Source organism: Ectothiorhodospira variabilis (genome assembly GCF_022227625.1).
GTDB lineage: Bacteria > Pseudomonadota > Gammaproteobacteria > Ectothiorhodospirales > Ectothiorhodospiraceae > Ectothiorhodospira > Ectothiorhodospira haloalkaliphila.
Map to the genome: position 1 here is coordinate 305,705 of NZ_JAJNAO010000001.1, position 22,804 is coordinate 328,508.

Sequence of the window (22,804 nt, forward strand, 5' to 3'; positions counted from 1 at the left end):
AAGCCTTGGCTGTGTCCAGCGCCTTCAAGGGGCCGACGCGGCCCTGTGCGGACCGTGCCGGAAGTCCCTGCCTGAGATCAGGCGCTGGAGAGTCGGGGCTGGCCCATCTTGCCGCGGCGACGACCGGGCAGTGGCTTGCCCGCTTCGGGCTTGGGTGCCACGGGCACCACCGGCTCGGAGAGGCTGCCGTCGACTGCCACTTGCAGGCCCTTGCGGTAGGCATCCTGAGCCAGCTTTTCTTCACCCACCTGATCCAGGATCTCGCCCAGCTCACGGTAAGCTTCGGGCGTGGGCTTGGCATTCACGCTGGATTCCAGGTAGCCGCGGGCCTTGCCCCAGGCCTTGCCCTTCTTGCACAGACGACCCAGGGTGAGCAGCAGCACCGGATCGCGACGATGCTCACGCAGCCAGCCTTCCGCCACACTGATGGCACGGTTGGTGTCGTTGACGTTGAGCTGACCATACAGCTCCACGAGACGCTCATTCCACTTCTGCTTCAGGCTGCTGCGCAATACCACTTCGGCACGATCCGGCTCATTGAGGTTGATCAGCGCACGGGCATAGGGCTCCACCAGTTCATTGCGGCTGCGGGAGGTCTTGGGCAGGCTGACCCAGGTACCTTCCAGCTTGCCCAGGTCACCGGCAGAGGCCAGCTCGGCTGCCCGTGCAGAGAACGCTTCGGCTTCCAGTTCGTTCAGGGCCTCGTTGTCCAGGGCCCTGGCCTTGCGCAACTCCGGCAGCACGTTCAGCAGGGAGGCGCTGTCGCCGGTCTCCCGGTAGAGCCGAGCCCGCAGACGCAGCAACTGGGGATGACCGGGGGCCACATCATTCATGTGACGCAGGGTGCTGGTGGCAGGACCGGTCTCACCGTGGTCCAGCTGCAGCTCGGCCTGGGTGAGGCCAACCGACACTTCGGCACCGGCTTCAGCCTGGGAGGCCTGACGCAGATACTCATCGCGACGGTCATAGGCGCCCTGGGCCTGGGCGGCACGGGCCGCGGACAGGTAGTTCAGGGTGGGGGAATCACCACGGCGCGCCGACTGCACCAGCAGCTTTTCGGCCTTGTGCCAGCGACCTTCGGTCATCTCTGCCATGCCCAGGGCCAGGCCCTTCTGGCAGGCCAGGGCCTTCTTCTGCTTGCGGCGGGCACTCATGTTGCCGGGGAGACCGAACAGGCCCACCAGGAAGCGGATGACGCCATAGAGCACCAGCAGCGCGACGACCATGGCCACAATGTAGAAGGCCATGCTGGTTTCAACGCTCATGTCACCATAGGCGAAGAGCACGTATCCCGGCTCTTCCATGAACAACAGGGTCGCGATCGCCGATGCGATCAATACGAGAAAGATGACGATAAGAGATTTCATTGATTAACCCTCCAGCTTAGCCAGCAGCTCAGCCGACTTGCCGATTTCAGGCTGCTCGGGGCGCAGATCACGTTTTTCCAGGTCTTCCAGACGCTTCATCAAAGGAGCGACCGGCTCGGACGCGAAGTACTCCGCCAGCAGGGAGCGGGCACTCTGGAGGTTTTCGCGATATTCGGCTTCGTTGTTGCGCAGCGCCGCCAGGCGGGCGGATTCGATGCGCAGCGCCAGCACCTGACGCATGAACAGTTCGGCATCCGCATCAGGCATGGAACGCACGGCCTGATCGTGACGGCGCACCGTCACCTGCTGGTTCAACTCGGAGACCACCTGATAGTAGGCACGCTCCCACCAGGGGGAGTCACCGTTGGGAGCCTCACCGTTGACCAGCGAGAGACGACCACCGGATTCGGTTTCCGGCTTCTGCAGCGGCATGGGCTTGAGTTCTTCGGTGATCTTGTCCAGTTCAGCAACGATTTCCTGAACGTTGGTACCCTCAAAGCCTTCCAGGGCAGCGATCTCCTCGGCGATGGCGTCGCGTACGTCGCTGTATTTGGGATCGCCCATGGCCTGCAGCATGTTGTCGGCCGATCTCAGTGCCGCAATGGCACCCTTGGCGTCGCTCATGAGGTTGATGCGGTGATCGGCGATTCCCAGGAGGTAGGCCACCTCGGCGGTTTGCCATTCGCGATGCGGACGCTCGGATTCGTCCTGAATGGCCCCCAGGCCTTCTTCCAGGGTCTGCAGACGACGCTGCTGACGCTCCTCAATGCTGGCCAGTTCGGTGCGGGCCTCTTCCAGGGCCTTCTCCAGCTCGGCGCGCACATCACCCTCCAGTTCGCTGACCTGGGTCTCCATGCGGCTGATGGTTTCGGGCAGTGCCTGGGTACGTTCCTCGATCTCGGCCAGCTCGCGCAGGGCGCTGCTCAGGCGGTCGTTGGCCTCGTTGGCCATCTCCATCGCCTTGTTGGCATTCGAGGAGGCATTCATGCCGATGCCCAGGGCCAGCACCACGGCAACACCACCAACGATCAGCGGCAGCTTGCTGTTGCGGCCGTTGCTGTCACCGCCGGAAGGAGGCGGCGGCGTACGGCCTGCGCCACCTCCACCCTGACCGGGGGCCGGGCTGGCCGGCTTGGCGGCACCGGGGCTACCCGCGGTCGTCTTCGCGGCAGCGCCCTTTACGGGTTCGGATTTGTCGGACCCGCTCTTTGTCGAGTCGGCTTTCGAAGTTTCAGGTTTGTTGTCCACGGGTTTTGATGCCTCGGGCTTTGGGGTTTGGGTTTTGTCTGCCCCGGCCTGGTCCGCAGGCTTGGTGCCGACCTGGCCGGAAAGTGCGTCCTTGTCCTTGGAATCGGCGTTATACGCCACTGTATCCGTCTTGGCCGCGGCGCTCAGGGAGTTGCCGGAGGCCTTGCCACGGCTCCTTGTTCTCGTCTTGGCAGCCGGGGTGCCCGCCCCGGTCGCCGTTGGCTTGGCGCCGCCTTTGGCCTTTGGATTCGATCTTTGTCTACTCATGAGTTTGCTTCCTCTTTTCAGCCCATTTCTGCACGGCCTCCAGCATGGCCTCGTCGCTGGGGTCTGCGGCCACGACTGGGGTCTGTTTGAAGCCCATCTCCCGGGCCGTGTCCAGCATGCGTTCGCAGCCCACCACGAGCGGTGTGCCGCGCAGCCAGAACTGCCCCACCTTGCCTACCATTTCGTAGAGGTTGCGCAGCCCCTCGCTGCTGGTGATCGCAATCACATGGATGTCCCCACGGGACCACTGTCGCAGCACCCGGTCGGTATCCGCATCCGGCAGGCCGCGACGATAGGACTCCACGAAGGTCACCCTTGCCCCCCGAGCAGTGAGTGTAGCACCTAGCAGTTCCCGACCCCCGTCGCCCCGGAAGATCACCACTTCCCGTCCCTGCATGTCCTGCAATTCAGGTTGTTCCAGCAGGGCCTCACTGTCAAAGCGGCTGGGCGGGCAGATGTCCACCTGATAACCGAGCCGCTCCAGGGCCTGGGCCGATTTGCGGCCCACGGTGGCCAGTTTCAGCCCCGAAGGCATCTGCCTTCTTCCATGGATCCGGTTGAGGGTCCGGTTCACGGCGTTGGGGCTGACGAACACCGCGATGTGGAAGTCTTCAAGCCTGTCGATCAGGGCATCCAGGGCGGTGGTGTCACGCGCCTCCTTGATCTCCAGCGTGGGAAAGCGCAGGGCCTGCCCGCCGGCCTCTTCCACCATTTGGCAGAAACGATCTGCCTGGTGGGCCGGACGGGTCACCATCACGGTCACCCCCTGCAGCGGGCCCGCGGCGCCTTCCCTGGGGGCTGTTGCCCTGGCTTCTACTGAACTCATGACATCGGGTTTTGACTTTTGGGTAGTTCGGCGGGGTTCAGGCCCAGATCCTTGAGGATCCGGTCGGCTCCTTCGCGCAGCAGCTGCTCCGCCAGGGCCACACCCAGTTCGTGGGCCTTCTCGCGTGGACCATCCAGGCTGGCCCGGTAGACCAGCGAGCCATCAGGTTCACCCACCAGGCCACGCATGTGCAAAGTCCCGTCGTCGCGCAATTCCGCGTAGCCGCCGATGGGCACCTGACAACCCCCGTTGAGGCGATGGTTGAAGGCCCGCTCGGCCGTGACCCTCACGTTGGTGTCCGGGTCATTGAGGGGCCCGATCAGTTCCATTACATCCGGGTCATTGCAGCGGCATTCGATGCCGATGGCACCCTGACCGATGGCCGGCAGGCTCTCCTCCGCGCTGAGTACCCGGGTGATACGCTCACCGAATCCCAGACGCTTGAGTCCGGCCGAGGCCAGCAGGATGGCGTCGTATTCGTCGTTGTCCAGTTTTGCCAGGCGCGTGTTCACGTTGCCGCGCAGATCCAGCACCTGGAAGCTGGGGAACCGGGCCCGCAGCTGGCTTTGCCGCCGCAGGCTGGAGGTGCCTACGCGAGCCCCTTCGGGGAGTTCCTCAAGAGAGGTGTAATGATTCGAGACGAAGGCATCGTGGGGGTCTTCGCGATCCAGGATCACGGGCAGTTCCAGGCCCTCGGGCAACTCCATGGGTACATCCTTGAGGGAGTGCACGGCGATGTCCGCGTCCCCTTCCAGCAGCCCTGTTTCCAGTTCCTTCACGAACAGGCCCTTGCCGCCCACCTTGGCCAGCGGGGTATCCAGGATGCGATCACCCTGGGTGGACATCTTCACCAGTGTGACCTGCACATCCGGGAACAGGGCTCTGACCCGGCGGGACACCTCCTCGGCCTGCCACAGGGCGAGAGGGCTTTTCCGGGTGGCGATCTTGAGTTCAGTCTTGGGCATGGGCGGGTAGAAGCTCGCGTAATCTGGCCATGTTGAAGGTTTGCGGTATCGTACAACGCAACCATACATTATGTCTGCCTTTCAACACACGGGGCAGACCGGTCTCTGTCAACTTTACTTGACCCAGGCCCGGTCATTGGATCTTCCAGGCCTCGATCGTCGTTCAAAATTCCAAAAAAGGCGTTACAGGGTCTTCAGGAAACGGCGCACCTCGGCCACGTGCCGTCGACTGACCTCCAGGCGCTCGCCCGAGTCCTTGAGTACCACCTCGAAGCCACCCTGGTTGTTCTTTTCCATGCCGCAGAACCGGCTCTTTGCCACCAGGGCATTGCGATGGATGCGCAGGAAGTCTTCGCCAAACTCCTCTTCCAGGGCCTTGAGGGGCTCTTCGATCAGCACCTCGCCCTCGTCGTGGCGCACGGTGACATATTTCTGATCCGCCTGGAAATAATGCACGCTTTCCACGGGGATAAGTTCCAGGTTGCCGCGCACCCGGGCGCAGATGTGGCTGCGGGTGCGACTCTGGTGGGTGGAATCCTGAAGGTGTCCCAGTTGCGCCCGGTTGGGCCGGCCGGCCTGCTCCAGGGCCTCCTGCAGGCGCTCCTGACGCACGGGCTTGAGCAGGTAACCCACCGCGTGGGTCTCGAAGGCCTCAATGGCGTGACCCTCGTAGGCAGTGATGAAGATGACGGCGGGCGGAGTCTCCATCTCGGCGATGTGGCTGGCAGCTTCCAGGCCGTCCATGCCCGGCATGCGGATGTCCAGCAGGACGATGTCCGGTTCCAGTTGCTGAGCCAGCCTTACCGCCTGCAGGCCATTGGACGCATTGGCCACCACCTCGTAATCCGGCATCCGCTCCAGCAGAGAGGCCAGCCGCTCACGGGCCGGTTGCTCGTCATCCACGATCAGCACCTTCATCACTTCCTCCTGGGCAGCGAGATATCCACACGATAGCGTTCCTGACCCTGGGTCGTCTCCATGCGCGCTTCGCCCCGATAGGCCAGCGCCAGTCGCTGGCGGATGCTTTCCTGCGCGAAACGGTTGCCGGGCCTTTGATTGCGTTCCTTTTCCGGCGGTAACGGGTTTTCCACCATGATATGCAGATAATGATCCCGCAGCCGTATCTCCACGGTCACCGTGCCGCCCTCGGTCAGGGGTTCGATACCATGGTAAATGGAATTTTCCACCAGGGGTTGCAGCGTCAGACTGGGAATGGGGTAATCCATGGGCACCGAGTCATCAATGCGCCAGCTCACCCGCAGGCGATCCCCCAGTCGCAGGGCCTCGATCCGCAGGTAGCGTTGTGTCAGACCCACCTCCTCGTCAAGGGTGACGCTGTCCTTGGTGGACAGGGTGGCGCGGAACAGGTCGGCCAGGTCCATCACGGTGGATTCCGCCTGCTCCGGCTGGCTGCGGGTGAGATTGGCGATGGTGTTCATGCTGTTGAACAGAAAATGCGGGCGAATGCGGGCCTGCAGGGCCTGCACCCGGGAGCGGGCCTCGGCCTCCACGTTCTCTTGCCACTGCTTCTGCACATACAGATAGCGCAGCGCCACGGCGCAGACGATGGCGCTCACGGCCAGTGTGCGCATGAGGAATTCATCCACCGGGAAGCCCGAACCCAGGGTGTACCATCCCAGATGATGTGACAGCTGCAGGGCGATGACGGACAACACCAGGGTGACTGCCAGCATGATCAGCCAGGCGGCCACCGCAGCGTTCAAGGGACGCAGGCGCCGCAGCCAGCGCCGATTCAGGCATAGGGTGAACACCGTGCCCAGGGCCACCCACTGCACGAACAGCGATGTCAACGCCAGGTTGACCCAGAATCCCTGGGGTCGTGGCTCCGATGCCAGGGCCAGGATGAAGGCCAGCAGCTGTGCCATGAGTACCACCACGAAGACCGTGCGGCTTTCGCAGAAATCCGGCAGGAAGGCGCGATGGCTGCTTGCAGTGCTTCCGTTTCGTGTGTGTCTCGGGATGATTGTCATGGGGTGAAGGTCTGTTGCATGGGCCATCCTCCAGGGTACGTTATCCCAATGATATACTCCGCGCCAATGAACATAAGGCATGCATGACCCATGAGCGAAAAGCCAGCACAAGACAAACTCTGGGGCGGACGTTTTTCCGAACCCACCGATCAATTCGTGGAGGCCTTCACCGCCTCGGTGGGCTTTGATCAGCGCCTGTACCGGCACGACATCGAAGGCTCCTGTGCCCATGCGCGCATGCTCGCCCGGGTGGGCGTGCTCAGCGATGGTGAATGCGAGCAGATCCAGCAGGGCCTGGGAGAGATCCTGGCGCAGATCGAAGCCGGCGATTTTCAGTGGTCGGTGAGCCTGGAGGATGTCCACATGAACGTGGAGGCCCGGCTGATCGAGCGCATTGGCGACGTGGGCAAGAAGCTTCATACCGGGCGCTCCCGCAACGATCAGGTGGCCACCGACATCCGTCTGTACCTGCGCGAGGCCATCGACGGCATCCTGGCGGAGATCCGCCGCCTGCAGCAAGGCCTGCTGGATCTGGCCGAGCGCGAGGCCGAGACCGTCATGCCCGGTTTCACCCATCTGCAGACCGCCCAGCCGGTGACCTTTGGTCATCACATGATGGCCTGGTTCGAGATGCTGGAGCGGGATCACGCCCGGCTGCTGGACTGCCGGCGCAGGGTGAACGTCATGCCCCTCGGCTCGGCCGCCCTGGCCGGCACCCCCTACCCACTGGATCGGCATTACACTGCGGAACTGCTGGGCTTTGAAGGGGTGTCCGACAACTCCCTGGATGCGGTCAGCGATCGGGACTTCGCCATCGAGTTCTGCGCCGCTGGCGCGCTGATCATGACCCACCTGTCGCGCTTCTCCGAGGAACTCATCCTCTGGGCCAGCGCCCAGTTCGGGTTCGTGGACCTGCCTGATCGCTTCTGCACCGGGTCGTCCATCATGCCCCAGAAGAAGAACCCGGATGTGCCGGAACTGGTGCGGGGCAAGACGGGCCGGGTGAACGGCAACCTCATTGCCATGCTCACACTGATGAAGGCTCAGCCGCTGGCGTACAACAAGGACAATCAAGAGGACAAGGAGCCCCTGTTCGACACCGTGGACACCCTGGCAGGGAGCCTGCGCGCCTTTGCCGACATGATGCCCCATGTTCAGGTACGCGCCGAGGCCATGGAGGCCGCTGCCCGGAGTGGCTTTGCCACCGCCACCGACCTGGCCGATTACTTGGTGAGCAAGGGGATGGCCTTTCGTGATGCTCACGAAGTGGTGGGCCGCGCGGTACGCCTGGGGGTGGAAACAGGTCGTGACCTGTCCCAGATGGATCTGCAGGAGTTGCAACGGTTTTCATCCGTGATTCAGGATGATGTGTTCAAGGTGCTGACCCTGCAGGGTTCGGTGGCTGCCCGCAACCTGCATGGTGGCACCGCGCCAGTCCAGGTTCGCGAGCGTATCCGGGAAGCGCGAACCCGTCTGGACTGCGGAAGCTGAGCGCTCCGGTTGTGTAAGGGGGCTCCATAAAATGTGCGTACGGGCGCGTTCCCGTCATGACGCCCCCTTCCGGCTGTGCTATTTTGACCTTATAGCCAGAGGTTAATAGACCATCGGGTTCAGTTCTGCACACCGCAAGACAAGACACCAAAGCAAGCCGATTCGTCCACCCAGCGGCCCTTGAATGGCCGCCACCACGCCGCCCTCTAGTGGCGGCGGGCAAGATCGAGACGCACGGCATGGTGAGGATATAAGGAGGAGGAGATGGCACCCCAATCCGTACTGGTGGTGGATGATGAGCCCAATATCGTCCTCTCACTGGAATTTTTGATGAAAGAGGCAGGTTTCGACGTGCGCGTCGCCCGTGATGGCGAGAGCGCCCTGGAAGCCGTGCGCGAACGACCACCCCATGTGATCCTGCTGGATGTCATGTTGCCCAAGCGGGATGGCTATGATGTCTGTCAGACGATCCGCGCCAATCCGGACTGGAAGGATGTGCGCATCCTGATGCTTACCGCCAAGGGGCGGCAGATCGAGCAGGAAAAGGGATTGGCCATGGGGGCGGATGACTACATCACCAAGCCCTTTTCCACCCGCGAGGTCGTGGCTCGCGTGCGTGACTACATGCCGGATGATGGCGCCTGATCCGGGCCCTTGACCGACCTGTATCCCAGCCAGCAGCCAGGCCATCGACTCCGTGGATAAACGCACCCTCATCGCCCTGCTCTTCGCCTGCCTGCTGGGGTTCGCCTACGCAGCCCTGGTGACCGTGTTCAACTGGGAGGTCATCAGCCAGGGCCAGCTCCCGAGCACGTGGCTGGGTCCCCCGCTGGTGGGAGCGCTGGCGTTTGCGGTGCCCGTGTACCTGGTCTGGTTCGTGGTGCGTCGGCTGGTGTTCCGCCCCGCACGGCGCATCAGCCGCGACGTGCGTGCGCTGCTGGAATCCCGTAATGCCGACACCGAGGTGACCAGTCCGCCCCATCATGCCCTGGGCGATCTGCCCGAGTCGGTACGTTCCCTTGCCCTTTCACTGCGCAGTTCCCGGCGCGAGGTGCGCAGTGCCATGGCCACCGCCACGGCGCAGATCAACGAACAGAAGACCTGGCTTGAGGTGATCCTCCAGGGGCTCACTGAGGGCGTGCTGGTATGCAACCGCAATCACCAGATGCTGCTCTACAACCAGTCAGCCGTTTCCATCCTGGAAACCCCCGAGGCGGTGGGTCTGGGGCGGCCCCTGTTCCAGGTGATTTCCAGGGCACCGGTGATGCACACCCTGGATCGACTGGAGTGGCGGCGCCGCGAAGCCGAAGGCAGTGGCGAGGACCTGTCGGCCTCCTTCGTGTGCACCGATGCCACGGCCACCCGCATGCTGCAGGGGCGCATGTCACTGATCCTGGATCCGGATGGCAACACCAGTGCCTATCTCATCACCCTGGTGGACATCTCCAGCGAGCTGGAAATGATGACCCAGGTGGATGCGGTGCGTCGCGCCCTCACCGTGGATCTGCGTGGTGGGGTGGCCAATCTGCGTGCGGCCGCAGAGACCATCGAGGCCCATCCGGATATGCCCGAGGAAAAACGCCGCCAGTTCGATCATGTGCTGCGCGCCGAGAGCGAGGAACTGAGTCGGCATGTGGACGAACTGGCCAGCGTTTTCCGTGGCCACGCCCTGGGGCGCTATCCCATGTCCGATCTCCTGAGCACCGACCTGGTCAATTGTGTGGCCCGGCGTCTGGAGGATCTGCCCGAGGTGAAGCTGGTCACGGTGGGACAACCCCTGTGGATCCAGGGGGACAGCCTCTCCCTGGTGCAGGTGATCGAGAGACTGCTGCGCCATCTGGTGCGTTTCTCCCGGGCCAGCACGTTCTATGTGGAAACCCTGCTGGGGGATCGGCGGGTCTATATGGATTTCTCCTGGCAAGGGCCGCCGGTGCCGTCCAGCGCCCTGGAAAACTGGCTGGACACCTCCTGCGGTGAGGAACTGGCCCACCAGTCCATCCGCGAGGTGCTGGAGCGCCATGGCATTGAGTTATGGAGCCAGTCATGTGGCCGCAATGGTGAGTCCCTGCTGCGCCTGCCCATGATCGCGCCCAAGAGGCCCCAGTTCCTGCCCGAGGGCGACCGTCTGCCGCCAAGGCCCGAGTTTTACGATTTCGGCCTGATGCGCGAACACGAGGGCGACCCGGAGCTGGCCGCCACACCTCTGGACGAACTCACCTTCGTGGTCTTCGACTGCGAAATGACCGGCCTGGATCCCATGGGAGGGGACGAAATCATCTCCATCGCCGGGGTGCGCGTGGTCAAGGGCCGGGTGCTCAGTGGCGAGACCTTCGAGCGCCTGATCCACCCCGGCCGCCCCATCCCGCCCGCGTCGATCCGCTTCCATGGCATCACCGACGACCAGGTGGCAGGCAAGCCCCCGGTCACCGAGGTGCTGCCCCAGTTCAAGACCTTCGTCGGCGACGCCGTGATGGTGGCCCACAATGCGGCCTTCGACATGAAGTTCATCAGCCTCAAGGAAAAACGCTGCGGCGTCAGCTTCCACAACCCGGTGCTGGATACCCTGCTGCTGTCGGTGATGGTGGAGGACGAAGACGAGGACCACTCCCTGGATGCCCTGATCGAACGCTACGGGATACAGATCACCGGCCGACATACCGCACTCGGGGATGCCATCGCCACCGCCCACCTGCTGGTGACCCTGGTGGAACGGCTGCAGTCCCAGGGCTTCAAGACCTTCGGCGAAGTGATGCGTTCCTCCAACATGGCCGCCCAGTTGCGCCAGCGTGAGCGCAGCATCACCCACCAGAACAGCAGCGGCTCGGCGGCGGGGGCCTGATCGCCATGGCCCGTGTGCCGCTCTCCGAAAAGACGGCGACCGGCAAGCGAAATCTGCGCATGGCCCCGCCCAGTGGCGCCCGCGAGCGCTACGTGGCGGCCTTCATGCTGGGGCTCGCCCTGTTCTTCCCGCCCTTGCTCGTGGTCTTTGATGCGGACGGGTTTGTCCTGGGCATCCCCCTGCTGTTCGTTTATCTCTATGGGGCCTGGCTGGCCTTGATCATTCTGGTCGTGCTGATCGTGGCCCGCTCCTCCCATGAGGAACCGGGTGACCATCGCCCCTACGATCCGGGACGCGAGCCGTGAACATCGGGCTGGTCATCGGTGTCTCCCTGGGGTATCTGCTGATCCTCTTCGGGATTGCCTACTGGGGCGACAAGCGCTCGGATCAGGGGCGCAGCGTCATCAACAGCCCCTATGTCTACGCCCTCTCCATCGCCGTTTACTGCACCTCCTGGACCTTCTACGGCAGTGTCGGGCTGGCCGCCGAGAGCGGCATCCATTACCTGCCCATCTACCTGGGCCCCACCCTCATGGCGGCCCTGTTCTGGATCGTGCTGCGCAAGATGGTGCGCATCTCCAAGGTCAACCGCATCACCTCGATCGCCGATTTCGTGGCCTCCCGCTACGGCAAGAGCCAGATGCTGGGGGGGCTGGTCACCATCATTGCCCTGGTGGGTCTGGTACCGTATATCGCCCTGCAGCTCCGGGCGGTGTCCGACACCTTCAATGTGATGGTCAGCTATCCGGATACGTCGGCCTCTCAGTTGGCTCATACCGTGCCCTTCTACGCCGACACCGCCTTTTATGTGGCCCTGATCCTGGCCGTCTTCGCCATCCTCTTCGGCACCCGTCACATCGATGCCTCGGAGCACCACTCGGGCATGGTGGCCGCCATCGCCTTCGAGTCGGTGGTGAAGCTGGTGGCCTTCATACTGGCGGGCCTGGTGGTCACCTTCGTGATCTTCGGTGGCGTGGGAGATCTGTTCAGTCAGGCGGCGGCTCATCCCCAGCTGGCCGAGCTGTTCCACGTGGGAGAACTGTCCGATTACGGCAACTGGATTGCCTTCACCCTGCTGGCCATGGTGGTGGTGCTGGTCCTGCCGCGACAATTCCAGGTGGCGGTGGTGGAGAACGTGGACGAAAGCCATGTGCGCAAGGCGGCCTGGCTGTTCCCCCTGTACCTGTTCCTCATCAACCTGTTCGTGCTGCCCATCGCCTTCGCCGGCGTGCTCATGTTCGGATACGGGGAGGTGAACCCGGACAACTTCGTGCTGGCCCTGCCCCTCTCCCAGGAAATGCAGCTGCTGGCACTGATCGTGTTCCTGGGTGGTCTGTCTGCCGCCACGGCCATGATCATTGTGGAGACAGTGGCCCTGGCCACCATGCTGTGCAACGACCTGGTGATGCCGGCGCTGCTGCGCATCCGCTGGCTGGGGCTGGAGCGGCGTCGGGACCTCACCCGGCTGCTGCTGTATATCCGCCGCGGTGCCATCCTCATCGGCATCCTGCTGGGCTATGCCTATGTTCGGGTGACTGGCGACATGGTGGGCCTGGTGAGCATGGGGCTGGTGTCCTTCTGCGCCGTGGCCCAGTTCGCCCCGGCCCTGATCGGGGGCATTTTCTGGAAGGGGGCCACCCGCAAGGGTGCCCTGGCAGGCCTGTCGGCCGGGTTTGTGGTCTGGCTGTACACCCTCTTGCTGCCCTCCTTTGCCCAGGCCGGCTGGCTGCCCGCCACATTCATCACCCATGGCCCCTGGGGTATCGAACTGCTCAAGCCCTACGAGCTGTTCGGGTTGTCCGGGCTGCATCAGATCACCCATTCCCTGGTCTGGTCCATGCTGGTGAACCTGGGGGCCTACGTGACGGTCTCCCTGCTCACTCAGCAGAACACCATGGAGCGCATCCAGGCCAATCTGTTCGTGGACGTCTTCCGTCTGTCGGCCGAGCGTTATGGCATCTCCCGCTTCTGGCGCGGCACGGCCACGGTGGATGACCTGTTCGATCTGCTCAAGCGCTTCGTGGGGGAGGCCCGTGCCCGCGCGGCCTTTGAACGCTATGCTCGCGGTCGGGGCCTGGATCTGACACAGATGCGAGAAGCGGACTCCGATCTGATCCAGTTGTGCGAGCGCATGCTGGCCGGCTCCATCGGCGCCGCCTCGGCGAGGGTGATGGTCTCCAATGTGGCCAAGGGGGATGTGGTCAGCCTGGAGGAGGTGATGGAGATCCTGGACGAGGCCAGCCAGGTGATCGCCTACAGCCAGCAACTGGAAACCAAGTCACGGGAACTGGAAACAGCCACCCGGGAGTTGCGCGCCGCCAACGAGCAACTCAAGCAACTGGATCGGATGAAGGATGATTTCATTTCCACGGTCACCCATGAACTGCGCACGCCGCTCACCTCCATCCGCTCCTTCACCGAGATCCTCTATGACAACCGGGACCTGGACCCGGACAAGCGTCAGGAATTCCTGGGCATCATCATCAGCGAGAGCGAGCGCCTCACCCGACTGATCAATCAGGTGCTGGACCTGGCCAAGCTGGAATCCGGTGCCATGCGCTGGTACATCCGCCGTTATGATCTGGTGGAAGTCCTCAGTGATGCCGCCACCGCCACGTCACAGCTCTTCAAGACCAAGGCGGTGGACCTGCATCTGGACCTGCCCGATCATCCGGTTCCCATGGACACCGACCGTGACCGGCTCATGCAGGTGATCATCAACCTGTTGTCCAATGCGGTGAAGTTCACCCCTGCCCATACGGGGCGCGTGACCCTGAGGCTCACGCCCCTGGAGGAAGGGGGCGTCAAGGTGGAGGTGGAGGACAACGGGCCCGGCATCCCGACCGAGGATCTGCCCACCCTGTTCGAGAAGTTTCGCCAGGTGGGGGATGCCCTCACCGAAAAGCCCGAGGGAACGGGCCTGGGACTGGCCATCTGCAAGAACATCATCCAGCACCTGGGCGGGCGCATCTGGGTGGATAGTCAGCAAGGCGCCGGCACCACCTTCGCCTTCAACCTGCCGCCGCTGGATGGCTCGGCGAAGGAGGATGGCAAGCCCGCTAAGCCTGAATGAGCGGCCCCATCCACCGGCTCAGGTCACGGATCTCGTCGGGGCACACACTGTGGGGCATGGGATATTCATGCCACTGCAGTGTCACCCCCATGGCGCGCAGGGCCTGGCTGGTGTGACGGCCGAAATCCGGAGGGATCACGGGATCGAAACTGCCGTGGCCCATGAAGATCGGCAGGCCGGCCGCCCGGGGGGACAGTTGCAGACCCGCCTTGGCGGCATCGGGCAGATAGGTGGACAGTCCGAAGACCGCGTCCGGGGCCGGCCCTTCCACCAGGCCGGTGAGCAGGGCCATGGCGCCCCCCTGGGAGAATCCCCCCAGCAGCACCGTGTCGTAATGACGCCTGGCCTCGGCGAGCAGGGTCTGAACAGCGGCGACCCCCTCCCCCACCTGGCCGTGATCCTCTCCCTCCCCCGGGGCCAGTTCCCGAAAGTCATACCAGGCGCGCATGGGCATGCCATTGTTGATGGTCACCCGCCGCACCGGGGCATGGGGGAAGATGAAGCGGACCGGCTTGCCGGGCGGCAACTGCATCTCGGGCACGATGGGCTCGAAGTCATGGCCATCGGCTCCCAGGCCGTGCAGCCAGATGACGCAGGTTTTCGGATTCTCGCCGGTGTCGACGATGACGGATTCAAAGGGATGTGTATTCATGGGGGCAAGGATATCCGGTTTGTCATCGCTATGGGAGCCACCACCCTCGGTGGCAGCGGCCCGGGCCGCGACTTCGGCATGACGCCACGCCGTGCTCCGTCGGGGCAAATCGGCTATCCTGAGCCCCTTTAGAATCCATCCCAAGACAGCCCATCAAGGCGTGGAGTGATCAATGTCCCAGTACAAAGGCTACTATCCCCTGGTTCGACCCCGTCGCATGCGGCGCGATGACTTCTCCCGCCGCCTGATGCAGGAGAGCATGGTCACGCCCAACGACTTCATCTACCCGGTCTTCGTCCTGGAAGGCGAGGGTCAGCGTGAACCGGTGCCATCCATGCCCGGCGTGGAGCGGCTGTCCATCGACCTGCTCATCGAAGAGGCCAAGGTGAGTGCCCGCCTGGGCATTCCGGCCATGGCCCTGTTCCCCGTGGTGCCCATGGAGAAGAAGAGCGAAGATGCTGCCGAGGCCTATAACCCCAATGGCCTGGCCCAGACCGCCGTGCGCGCCCTCAAGGACGCCGTGCCCGAGATCGGTGTGATCACCGATGTGGCCCTGGACCCCTTCACCACCCACGGCCAGGACGGGCTCATCGACGAGACCGGCTACGTGCTCAATGACGAAACCGTGGACGTGCTCACCCAGCAGGCCCTGTCCCATGCCGAGGCCGGCGCCGACGTGGTGGCCCCCTCCGACATGATGGATGGCCGCATCGGCGCCATCCGCGAGGCCCTTGAGGAAGGCGGTCACATCCACACCCGTATCCTGGCCTATTCCGCCAAGTACGCCTCCAGCTTCTACGGCCCCTTCCGCGATGCCGTGGGTTCGGCCGCCAACCTGGGTGCCGGCAACAAGTACACCTACCAGATGGACCCCCACAATTCCGACGAGGCCCTGCAGGAAGTGGCCATGGACCTGGAAGAAGGGGCCGATATGGTGATGATCAAGCCCGGCATGCCCTATCTGGACATCGTCCGCCGCGTGAAGGAGACCTTCGGGGTGCCCACGTTTGCCTATCACGTGAGCGGCGAGTACGCCATGCTCAAGGCCGCCGGTCAGAACGGCTGGATCGACGAGCGAGCCTGTGTGCTGGAGGCCCTGGCCTGCATGAAGCGTGCGGGCGCCGATGGCATCCTCACCTACTACGCCCGTCAGGCACTGGAGTGGATGGACTGATCCGTCATGCCCATGGATCATTATGCCGTCATCGGCCACCCCATCGGCCACAGCAAGTCACCGCAGATCCATACCCTGTTTGCCCGGCAAACGGGCCAGGAGATGGTCTATGAGGCGGTGCTGGCGCCGGAGGATGATTTTCCCGGCACGGTGCGCAGGCTGGTGGATGCGGGGTATCGAGGCTTCAGTGTCACCGTGCCCTTCAAGCACGAGGCCTTCGAACTGGCGGATACCCTGACCGACCGGGCCCGGCGGGCCGGTGCCGTGAACACCCTCACGGTCACCGCCGACGGGCTCGACGGGGACAATACCGATGGCCTTGGGCTGGTGGCGGATCTGAAGCGCCAGCCCACCCCTCTGGCCGGCAGCCGTATCCTGTTGCTGGGGGCCGGCGGGGCAGTGCGCGGTGTGCTGGCTCCGCTATTGGCCGAGGGCCCGGCACGGTTGCACATCGCCAATCGCACCGCCGCCAAGGCCCAGGATCTGGCTCGGGATTTTGCCGATCTGGGGCCGGTGTCCGGCAGCGGGCTGGAGGCGCTTGCCGGGGAATCCCACGATCTGATCATCAATGGCACGGCCGCCGGGCTTTCCGATGAAACCCCTCCCCTGCCTGCCGGCCTGCTGGCCCCCGGTGCCGGTTGTTATGACATGATGTATGGCGACACCCCCACCGCATTCGTGCGTTGGGGGGATGCACAGGGAGCGGCCTGGACGCGGGATGGCCTGGGCATGCTGGTGGAGCAGGCGGCGGAGGCGTTTGCCATCTGGCGCGGCCAGCGTCCACAGACTGATCCGGTCATGGAGGCCCTGCGTCCCCGTTCATGATGGGTTCATCAGGCCTGCGGTAGCCTGGCTTCCAGGCGGTTATCGACCGATATAACCGGGGCGCGTCCTTATCCTTGACGGGCAGCCCCTTGACTGAGTGTTGCGGGAGTTTTTCATGCGTCATCCATTGCTGATCATCGCCGTGGCGGCCTTGGTGGGCCTCGCCGGCTGTACCACCATCGATCCTTATACCCGTGAGGATAAAATCAGTGCGTCCACCACCGGTGCGGCCATTGGCGCGGCTGCCGGCGCCCTGGTAGGCAATCTCACCACCCGTCGCGACCGCACCAAGCGGGCCATGATCGGTGCCGGTATCGGCGCCCTGGCCGGCGCCGCTGTGGGCAACTACATGGACCGTCAGGAGCAGGAACTGCGCCGAGAACTGGATGGCACGGGCGTGAGCGTGACCCGGGTGGGCGACAATGTGGTGTTGAACATGCCGGGCAACGTTACTTTCGACGTGAACCGCGACGAGGTGAAGTCCCAGTTCTACGATGTGCTCAATTCGGTGGCCAAGGTGGCCCAGGAATTCGATCAGACCGCCCTGGAAGTGGCTGGCCACACCGACAGTACCGGTAGCGTGGAGTACAACATGGACCTGTCGGAGCGTCGCGCCCGCAGCGTGGCCCGCTATCTGCAGAGCCAGGGGGTGTCACCGGTGCGGCTGGACACCATCGGCTTCGGTCCGCATCGTCCGGTGGCGGACAATCACACGCCCGAGGGGCGCGCCCAGAACCGACGCGTGGAACTGACGTTCATCCCGCTGACCCAGTGATCCGTGCCATCCGAGGGAGGATCGTGCCCGCCGTTCCCCCTCATCCCCGGCCCTTCTCCCCCGAGGTGAGAAGGGAGCTCATAGTCCCCTCCCAAGAGGATGGAGAGGCAGGACTTTCTAGCCCCTCTCCCGCTGGCGGGAGAGGGGTTGGGGTGAGGGTGGTGAGGCTGGCAACAAGGGCCCGACCCTGCTCAGACCTCAACCCCTTCCGGCGGCCTCCCCTGCCCCTCGTGCCTCAGCTTGAGACGCACATAATGCTCGGCCGAATAGCGCAGATGGTCCCGTTCCTCCTGGGTGAGCGGGCGCACACGCTGTGCCGGCCTGCCCCGCCAAAGATACCCCGAATCCAGTACCTTGCCCGGTGACACCAGGCTGCCGGCGGCCAGAATCACGTCCGAGGCGATGATCGCCCCATCCATCACCACGCTACCCATACCGATCAGCACCCGGTCATGGATGTGGCAGGCGTGCAGGGTGACGTTGTGGCCCACAGTGACCTCGTTACCCACTGCCAGATCCTGACCACCAGGGGTATAGGGCCCGTCATGGGTGACATGCAGCACGCTGCCATCCTGGATGTTGCTGCATTCGCCGATACGGATGCGGTTCACATCCCCGCGCAGCACGCTCATGGGCCACACGGAACTGTCTGCACCCAGGGTGACATCCCCCACGATCAGGGCACTGTCGTCCACCCAGGCGGACGGGGCGATCTTCGGTGTATGACCTTCAAAGCTTCGGATCATGAGAGGGCTCCTGTCGCGGGGCTTGAACAGTTCACTTCATGGTCACCAGCTCCTCCGCGCTGGTGGGATGCAGGGCCACTGTATCATCCAGATCACGCTTGGTGGCCCCCATGCGCACGGCCACGGCGAACCCCTGCAGCATCTCGTCGGCGTCCGGGCCAATGATGTGTACGCCCACCACCTTCTCCTGTGCCCCCACGGTGACCAGCTTCATGGCGGTGGCCACCTTATGGGGGGTCATGGCGTGGTACATGGAGGTGAAGCGGGTGGAATACACCTTCACCGCCTCCCCGTGGGCCGCCCTCGCCTCTTCCTCCGTGAGGCCCACGGTGCCGATGGGAGGATGGCTGAAGATCACCGAGGGGATGGTCTCATAGCTCAGGTGCCGATCCGTCTGGCCCCCGAAGAGCCGATCCGCCAGGCGTCGACCAGCGGCGATGGCCACCGGCGTCAGCGGGGCCCGGCCCGTCACGTCACCGATGGCATAAACACCCTCTACCGAGGTGTTCTGGTAGAGATCCGTGGGGATATACCCCTGATCGTCGGGTTGAATGCCGGTATTGTGCAGATCCAGATCGTTCGTGGCCGGTGTCCGGCCAGTGGCCCATATCACCTGATCGAAGACCCCGCGGCACTCCCCCTGGTCGCAGAACAGTTCCACGCTGTCCGGGTGGGCGATGAGTCGTCCCACCTGTGTGCTGGGGAACAGGTTCACCCCATCGGCCAGCATCTGCTCCATCAGCGTGTCGCGCAACATGGGGTCAAAGGAGCGCAGCAGAGTCTGGCGGCGCAGATACATGGACACCTCGGAACCCAGGGCGCGCAGCATGCCCGCCAGTTCCACGGCGATGTACCCTGCCCCGATGACGGCCACGCGCCGCGGCTGACTCTTGAGCTGGAAAAATCCATCGGAGGTGATGCCCAGTTCGGCCCCCGGGATGTCCGGCACGCTGGGCTGACCGCCCACGGCGATCACCACATGATCCGCGCTCACCCGCCGGCCATCCACCTCCAGGGTGTGGGCGTCCACGAAACGGGCGCGGCCAGGGATCTCGTCCACACCCGAGTCCGCAAGATAGGTGTGATACCAGGTGTTGATACCCTCGATATAGGCATCCCGGGCACCCACCAGTTCGCTCCAGTCAAAGCCCTCCCGGGCCAGCTTGAAGCCGTAGCCCGGGGCGTCATCCAGCCGATGGGCCATGTCGGCGGCATACCACATCACCTTCTTGGGCACGCAGCCCACGTTCACGCAGGTGCCTCCCAGCGGCCCTGATTCCACCACGGCGCAGAGGGCCCCGTAACGGGCCGCGCGCTCCACCACGGACAGGCCGCCGCTACCGGCGCCGATGGCAATCAGATCGTAATGGTCATTCATGGGGGACTCCCTTGCAGCGAAAACAGGCAGAGGATTTCTCTCCGTCCCATCTTAACAGCCTGATCGACGATCATCGGATACGGACCAAAGGTCTAAAATAGGGAAAAGGCCCGAACCCCCGAACTGGAATCCCCATGAAAATTCTAGAGGATGCGACCATCCTGGCGCGGATGATCTCCGGCCCGATTGAGCAGGTGGCCACCACCCTCAAGGACATCGCGCAAGGGGAGGGCGATCTCACGCGCCGCCTGGCTGAGGGGGGAAAGAATGAGCTGGGAGACCTGGCGGGGGCCTTCAACGCCTTCGTGGACAGGATCCACCAGATGGTGAAGCAGATCGCAGGGGCCTCCCTGGAGGCCATCACCGGCTCCATTGGCAACATCAATGACATGAACACTCAGATTGCCAGCGCGGCCGAGGAGCAGTCTAGCGTATCCGAGGAGATCAACCGTAATATCTCCAATATCGCCCAGTCCGTGGATCAGACCGCCTCCGGGGCCGGTCAGATCGCCGGAGCCAGCGACGAACTGGCCCGGTTGGCGGCGGAGCTACAGGTGCTGGTGGGGCGATTCAAGGTGTAAGCCATCCAGGCCTGGCGTATCCGCGGGTCCACCGGCGTTCCGGACAGGATCGAAGGTCACACCAGGGAGAGTACGTGTTCAGTCAAGGGTTGAACAGAATGCGCCCGTATCGCTCGGCAAATACTGTATTTCATTGCATTCATGCCAAGTTATACAGACTCGGTATAGCACCGACTGCGTGGGTGCCTTCAATCATTGGGACTGAGTTGGGCGTCCCTTTTCGGGATGGATTGCTCTTTGAGTCAGTGGGTTGTGGGGGCGGTTCGGATGCTGGGTGTGCGTTTCGCGGCAGGTAAGGCGGGTTGCCAGGGCGTGCTATGCGGAATCTGTCTTTCCTGGGGAAGGCCGATTCCGTCTAAGATCTGTCATGTTTCTTGACAGCACCTGTTAACCGGTGCTATTGGTAGCACCAAATCGTTGGCTAGGTAATCACTATGCAAGTGAAATTTTCCGAGGATGTCATTCCTCTATCAGACCTGAAGATCAATCCCGGCAAGGTGGTTGGTCGAGCGCAGGATACGCATCGCCCGATCCTGCTTACCAGTCGTGGCCGTGGTGTGGCTGTTGTGCAGGGGCTCGAGGATTATGAGAGAACTGCCGAGGAATTGCGGTTTGTAAAGGCGGTAGCGCAGGGGCTTATGGATGTTCGCGAGGGCAACACCGTATCGTTGGAGGACGCCAGAAAATCTTTGGGTATCAAGTAAATGGAATTACACATCGCACAATCTGCTCTTGAGGACTTACAGGCTATTCAGGGCTATTACAAAGAGCAGGATGTGCCACACATCGGTGATGGCTTCGTGGCTGCTATCCTGGAGCACTGTGGAATGCTTCAAATTCACCCTGATGCTGGCCGAGTTGTTCCTGAATTCAACATGGATCATATTCGCGAATTGATTCACGCGCCGTTTCGAGTTGTCTATCTCAGGCAGGCAAAAGAGGTTGTGCTCATACGAATCTGGCGTAGTGAGAGGCAGCTCGAATTACCAGCAAACGAAACATAACCAAGCCATGCACCGGATGCCAAACCCTCCGCTTCGCTGCGGTTTTGTCACCGGTGATGGCCAGCGTTATAAATTCGTCTAGCCATGATGCTCTGGCTGTACTAATCTGTATTACAGATCACTACACTGGGAGTGGGCATCATGGGCGTCACGAGTATTCGAATTGCTGACGACTTGGAAAAACCCTTGGAGGTTCTTTCCAAAAAGCTTGATAGGAGCAAGAATTGTCTTATAAATCAAGCGATTAAAGAATTTCTTGCGAGGCAGTCCCAAGAGAAATCAAGGTGGCAGGATACCCTCGAAGCGCTTGAATCCATCAAGGCAGGTAAATCCATTGATGAAGAGGATGTGAATGCTTGGCTGAATAGCTGGGGCACTAATAATCGAAAATCGCCACCTAAATCATGAAAATAAGGTACTCGCCGGAGTCGGTCGATGATCTCTGCAGAATGGTGTAATTTGTAGAGGTTAAGAATCCGTTCGCAGCCCGTCGAGTTGCGATAGATCTACAAGAAGGTATCGATAAGCTGAAGCAGTTTCCAAAAATTGGTCTGCCCGTTTTGAAAGCATCCGACCCGGAGTTAATACGCGATCTTTATATAAGCAGCTATACGGTACGTTACCTTATCGCCGATGAGATGATCTACATATTAAGGATCTGGCACAACAAAGAGAATGAAAAGAATTTATAATAAAGCGTTTCACACGGACAAATTATTCGCTGCGCTCGTTATTGGCTGGTGAGTGCAGCGTTATCGCGTTTTACGCTCGTCCGGCGCGTCGTCCAGGCCTGGCACCGGGTCACGACGGATGCGCCGCACCAGCCGCGGCATGAAGAGGGCCATGGCCAGCAGACCGATGGCGATCAGTACGGCCTGGACGGTGCGCTCGCCACCGGCGATTGCCTGCGCGCCGGCATGGCCGATCCACACGTACGCCAGTGCCCCGGGGATCATGCAGACCAGCGTGGCCGCTACGTAGTGCAGCAAGGGGATTCGGGTCAGGCCGAGCGCGTAGTTGAGCAGATTGAAGGGGAACAGCGGGACCAAGCGGGTAAAGGCCACGAAGCGCCACCCCTCCCGTTCCACGCCCACGATCACGCGCTTGACCATGCCGCCTGCCTTTCCGGCCACCCAGTCGGAGGCGGCGTGGCGTGCGACCAGGAATGCCAGGGTGGCTCCGAGGGTGGCGCCCCCCAGGGCGTAGATCAGCCCGAGCACCGGGCCGAATAGGGCACCGGCCGTCACGGTAAAGATCCAGGCCGGCAGGAACGCCACGGCGGCCAGGGCGTAAGCAACCATGAACACCACGGGTGCCCAGGCACCGAACTGGTCCAGTTGCTGGCGTACCGACTCCACGCTGAGGGCATCCCGGTAAAGCACGCCCAGGGTCACCACGGCCGCAATGAACGCCAGCAGGACCCCGCGTACCAGCCATTGCCGATTCAGGTCATTCATCATGGGTGCGATGCTCCCGTTCCCGGTTGTTGTGGCCCAGTATCCAACGGGGCCGGCGCATTGCCTATCCGTAATAGCCACAGCGCTGCGCTGGCAGTCCGCGATTCCCTGTGCCCATGAGGTCACGGACGGAAACTGAAGGTTC

At 62.8% G+C, this 22,804-nt stretch carries 21 protein-coding genes and 3 pseudogenes; 14 read left to right on the plus strand and 10 right to left on the minus strand.

From position 1 onward, the window contains the following. Positions 1-77 precede the first annotated feature (77 nt). The 6 genes from LPW30_RS01370 to LPW30_RS01395 all read right to left on the minus strand — a co-directional run bounded on the left by LPW30_RS01370 (position 78) and on the right by LPW30_RS01395 (position 6,664). Positions 78-1,367, minus strand: a complete 1,290-nt coding sequence (locus tag LPW30_RS01370; protein ID WP_025280175.1) for a heme biosynthesis HemY N-terminal domain-containing protein — start codon at positions 1,365-1,367, stop codon at positions 78-80. A 3-nt stretch (positions 1,368-1,370) separates the two neighbouring features. Then, positions 1,371-2,882, minus strand: a complete 1,512-nt coding sequence (locus tag LPW30_RS01375; protein WP_084307027.1) for a uroporphyrinogen-III C-methyltransferase — start codon at positions 2,880-2,882, stop codon at positions 1,371-1,373. Further along, positions 2,875-3,708 carry a uroporphyrinogen-III synthase gene (locus tag LPW30_RS01380; protein ID WP_239679884.1) on the minus strand — a complete coding sequence of 278 codons (834 nt, stop codon included), beginning with the start codon at positions 3,706-3,708 and terminating at the stop codon, positions 2,875-2,877. The genes LPW30_RS01375 and LPW30_RS01380 overlap by 8 nt, the downstream gene beginning before the upstream one ends. Then, entirely contained in the window at positions 3,705-4,673 is a 969-nt protein-coding gene (gene hemC, locus LPW30_RS01385; protein WP_025280178.1) for a hydroxymethylbilane synthase, read from the minus strand. The genes LPW30_RS01380 and hemC overlap by 4 nt, the downstream gene beginning before the upstream one ends. A gap of 183 nt (positions 4,674-4,856) precedes the next feature. Next, entirely contained in the window at positions 4,857-5,591 is a 735-nt protein-coding gene (locus LPW30_RS01390; protein ID WP_025280179.1) for a LytR/AlgR family response regulator transcription factor, read from the minus strand. Continuing rightward, positions 5,591-6,664, minus strand: a complete 1,074-nt coding sequence (locus LPW30_RS01395) for a sensor histidine kinase (RefSeq protein WP_025280180.1) — start codon at positions 6,662-6,664, stop codon at positions 5,591-5,593. The genes LPW30_RS01390 and LPW30_RS01395 overlap by 1 nt, the downstream gene beginning before the upstream one ends. 90 nt (positions 6,665-6,754) lie before the next feature. On the opposite strand from LPW30_RS01395, the gene argH reads away from it, so the two are divergent. From argH to LPW30_RS01420, 5 genes are all read left to right on the plus strand, one after another. Then, on the plus strand, positions 6,755-8,155 hold the full coding sequence (argH, locus tag LPW30_RS01400; RefSeq protein ID WP_025280181.1) for an argininosuccinate lyase: 1,401 nt from the start codon (positions 6,755-6,757) through the stop codon (positions 8,153-8,155). 264 nt (positions 8,156-8,419) lie between these two features. Continuing rightward, positions 8,420-8,800, plus strand: a complete 381-nt coding sequence (locus LPW30_RS01405; protein ID WP_238625251.1) for a response regulator transcription factor — start codon at positions 8,420-8,422, stop codon at positions 8,798-8,800. Between the two features lie 52 nt (positions 8,801-8,852). After that, positions 8,853-10,994, plus strand: coding sequence for a 3'-5' exonuclease (locus LPW30_RS01410; protein WP_238625252.1), 2,142 nt, complete (start codon positions 8,853-8,855; stop codon positions 10,992-10,994). 5 nt (positions 10,995-10,999) lie between these two features. Beyond that, a complete protein-coding gene (locus LPW30_RS01415) occupies positions 11,000-11,299 on the plus strand; it encodes a hypothetical protein (RefSeq protein ID WP_239679885.1) in 300 nt (99 codons plus the stop codon). Further along, the gene (locus tag LPW30_RS01420; protein WP_239679886.1) at positions 11,296-14,067 is read left to right on the plus strand and encodes an ATP-binding protein; all 2,772 of its coding nucleotides are present in this window, start codon (positions 11,296-11,298) and stop codon (positions 14,065-14,067) included. Before LPW30_RS01415 ends, LPW30_RS01420 begins: the two co-directional genes overlap by 4 nt. Here the strand turns inward: LPW30_RS01420 and LPW30_RS01425 are convergent. Next, the gene (locus LPW30_RS01425) at positions 14,054-14,827 is read right to left on the minus strand and encodes an alpha/beta hydrolase (RefSeq protein WP_238625255.1); all 774 of its coding nucleotides are present in this window, start codon (positions 14,825-14,827) and stop codon (positions 14,054-14,056) included. The genes LPW30_RS01420 and LPW30_RS01425 overlap by 14 nt on opposite strands. Before the next feature lie 64 nt (positions 14,828-14,891). On the opposite strand from LPW30_RS01425, the gene hemB reads away from it, so the two are divergent. From hemB to LPW30_RS01440, 3 genes are all read left to right on the plus strand, one after another. Beyond that, the gene (hemB, locus tag LPW30_RS01430; RefSeq protein ID WP_025280187.1) at positions 14,892-15,893 is read left to right on the plus strand and encodes a porphobilinogen synthase; all 1,002 of its coding nucleotides are present in this window, start codon (positions 14,892-14,894) and stop codon (positions 15,891-15,893) included. A gap of 12 nt (positions 15,894-15,905) precedes the next feature. Beyond that, a complete protein-coding gene (gene aroE, locus LPW30_RS01435; protein WP_025280188.1) occupies positions 15,906-16,718 on the plus strand; it encodes a shikimate dehydrogenase in 813 nt (270 codons plus the stop codon). Positions 16,719-16,833: 115 nt separating this feature from the next. Next, the gene (locus tag LPW30_RS01440) at positions 16,834-17,493 is read left to right on the plus strand and encodes a YiaD family glycine zipper/OmpA-like lipoprotein (RefSeq protein WP_025280189.1); all 660 of its coding nucleotides are present in this window, start codon (positions 16,834-16,836) and stop codon (positions 17,491-17,493) included. 191 nt (positions 17,494-17,684) lie between these two features. Here LPW30_RS01440 and LPW30_RS01445 read toward each other — a convergent pair whose 3' ends face one another. Further along, complete coding sequence (locus tag LPW30_RS01445) at positions 17,685-18,239, minus strand: gamma carbonic anhydrase family protein (protein WP_239679887.1); 555 nt, start codon at positions 18,237-18,239, stop codon at positions 17,685-17,687. Between the two features lie 31 nt (positions 18,240-18,270). Continuing rightward, on the minus strand, positions 18,271-19,617 hold the full coding sequence (gene gorA, locus LPW30_RS01450) for a glutathione-disulfide reductase (protein WP_025280293.1): 1,347 nt from the start codon (positions 19,615-19,617) through the stop codon (positions 18,271-18,273). 170 nt (positions 19,618-19,787) lie between these two features. Between gorA and LPW30_RS16230 the strand changes: the two are divergent. From LPW30_RS16230 to LPW30_RS16170, 6 genes and pseudogenes are all read left to right on the plus strand, one after another. Further along, a pseudogene (locus tag LPW30_RS16230) lies at positions 19,788-19,928 on the plus strand (HAMP domain-containing protein); the annotation flags it as partial. After that, positions 19,929-20,198, plus strand: a pseudogene (locus tag LPW30_RS16235) (methyl-accepting chemotaxis protein); the annotation flags it as partial. Between the two features lie 434 nt (positions 20,199-20,632). After that, complete coding sequence (locus tag LPW30_RS01465; RefSeq protein ID WP_025280291.1) at positions 20,633-20,902, plus strand: type II toxin-antitoxin system Phd/YefM family antitoxin; 270 nt, start codon at positions 20,633-20,635, stop codon at positions 20,900-20,902. After that, positions 20,903-21,202 (plus strand): type II toxin-antitoxin system RelE/ParE family toxin, encoded by a 300-nt coding sequence (locus tag LPW30_RS01470; RefSeq protein ID WP_025280290.1) that lies wholly within the window; start codon positions 20,903-20,905, stop codon positions 21,200-21,202. A gap of 141 nt (positions 21,203-21,343) precedes the next feature. Then, positions 21,344-21,610, plus strand: a complete 267-nt coding sequence (locus LPW30_RS01475; RefSeq protein WP_239679888.1) for a CopG family ribbon-helix-helix protein — start codon at positions 21,344-21,346, stop codon at positions 21,608-21,610. Between the two features lie 74 nt (positions 21,611-21,684). After that, a pseudogene (locus LPW30_RS16170) lies at positions 21,685-21,894 on the plus strand (type II toxin-antitoxin system RelE/ParE family toxin); the annotation flags it as partial. Positions 21,895-21,954: 60 nt separating this feature from the next. Here LPW30_RS16170 and LPW30_RS01480 read toward each other — a convergent pair. Continuing rightward, on the minus strand, positions 21,955-22,662 hold the full coding sequence (locus LPW30_RS01480) for a TVP38/TMEM64 family protein (RefSeq protein WP_239679889.1): 708 nt from the start codon (positions 22,660-22,662) through the stop codon (positions 21,955-21,957). Between the last annotated feature and the right edge of the window lie 142 nt (positions 22,663-22,804).

Bases quoted from the DNA above. Each gene is read 5' to 3' on its own strand.
- LPW30_RS01370 (WP_025280175.1), bottom strand. From the start codon at position 1,367: ATGAAATCTCTTATCGTCATCTTTCTCGTATTGATCGCATCGGCGATC.
- LPW30_RS01375 (WP_084307027.1), bottom strand. From the start codon at position 2,882: ATGAGTAGACAAAGATCGAATCCAAAGGCCAAAGGCGGCGCCAAGCCA.
- LPW30_RS01380 (WP_239679884.1), bottom strand. From the start codon at position 3,708: ATGAGTTCAGTAGAAGCCAGGGCAACAGCCCCCAGGGAAGGCGCCGCG.
- hemC (WP_025280178.1), bottom strand. From the start codon at position 4,673: ATGCCCAAGACTGAACTCAAGATCGCCACCCGGAAAAGCCCTCTCGCC.
- LPW30_RS01390 (WP_025280179.1), bottom strand. From the start codon at position 5,591: ATGAAGGTGCTGATCGTGGATGACGAGCAACCGGCCCGTGAGCGGCTG.
- LPW30_RS01395 (WP_025280180.1), bottom strand. From the start codon at position 6,664: ATGACAATCATCCCGAGACACACACGAAACGGAAGCACTGCAAGCAGC.
- argH (WP_025280181.1), top strand. From the start codon at position 6,755: ATGAGCGAAAAGCCAGCACAAGACAAACTCTGGGGCGGACGTTTTTCC.
- LPW30_RS01405 (WP_238625251.1), top strand. From the start codon at position 8,420: ATGGCACCCCAATCCGTACTGGTGGTGGATGATGAGCCCAATATCGTC.
- LPW30_RS01415 (WP_239679885.1), top strand. From the start codon at position 11,000: ATGGCCCGTGTGCCGCTCTCCGAAAAGACGGCGACCGGCAAGCGAAAT.
- hemB (WP_025280187.1), top strand. From the start codon at position 14,892: ATGTCCCAGTACAAAGGCTACTATCCCCTGGTTCGACCCCGTCGCATG.
- aroE (WP_025280188.1), top strand. From the start codon at position 15,906: ATGGATCATTATGCCGTCATCGGCCACCCCATCGGCCACAGCAAGTCA.
- LPW30_RS01440 (WP_025280189.1), top strand. From the start codon at position 16,834: ATGCGTCATCCATTGCTGATCATCGCCGTGGCGGCCTTGGTGGGCCTC.
- LPW30_RS01445 (WP_239679887.1), bottom strand. From the start codon at position 18,239: ATGATCCGAAGCTTTGAAGGTCATACACCGAAGATCGCCCCGTCCGCC.
- gorA (WP_025280293.1), bottom strand. From the start codon at position 19,617: ATGAATGACCATTACGATCTGATTGCCATCGGCGCCGGTAGCGGCGGC.
- LPW30_RS01465 (WP_025280291.1), top strand. From the start codon at position 20,633: ATGCAAGTGAAATTTTCCGAGGATGTCATTCCTCTATCAGACCTGAAG.
- LPW30_RS01470 (WP_025280290.1), top strand. From the start codon at position 20,903: ATGGAATTACACATCGCACAATCTGCTCTTGAGGACTTACAGGCTATT.
- LPW30_RS01475 (WP_239679888.1), top strand. From the start codon at position 21,344: ATGGGCGTCACGAGTATTCGAATTGCTGACGACTTGGAAAAACCCTTG.
- LPW30_RS01480 (WP_239679889.1), bottom strand. From the start codon at position 22,662: ATGATGAATGACCTGAATCGGCAATGGCTGGTACGCGGGGTCCTGCTG.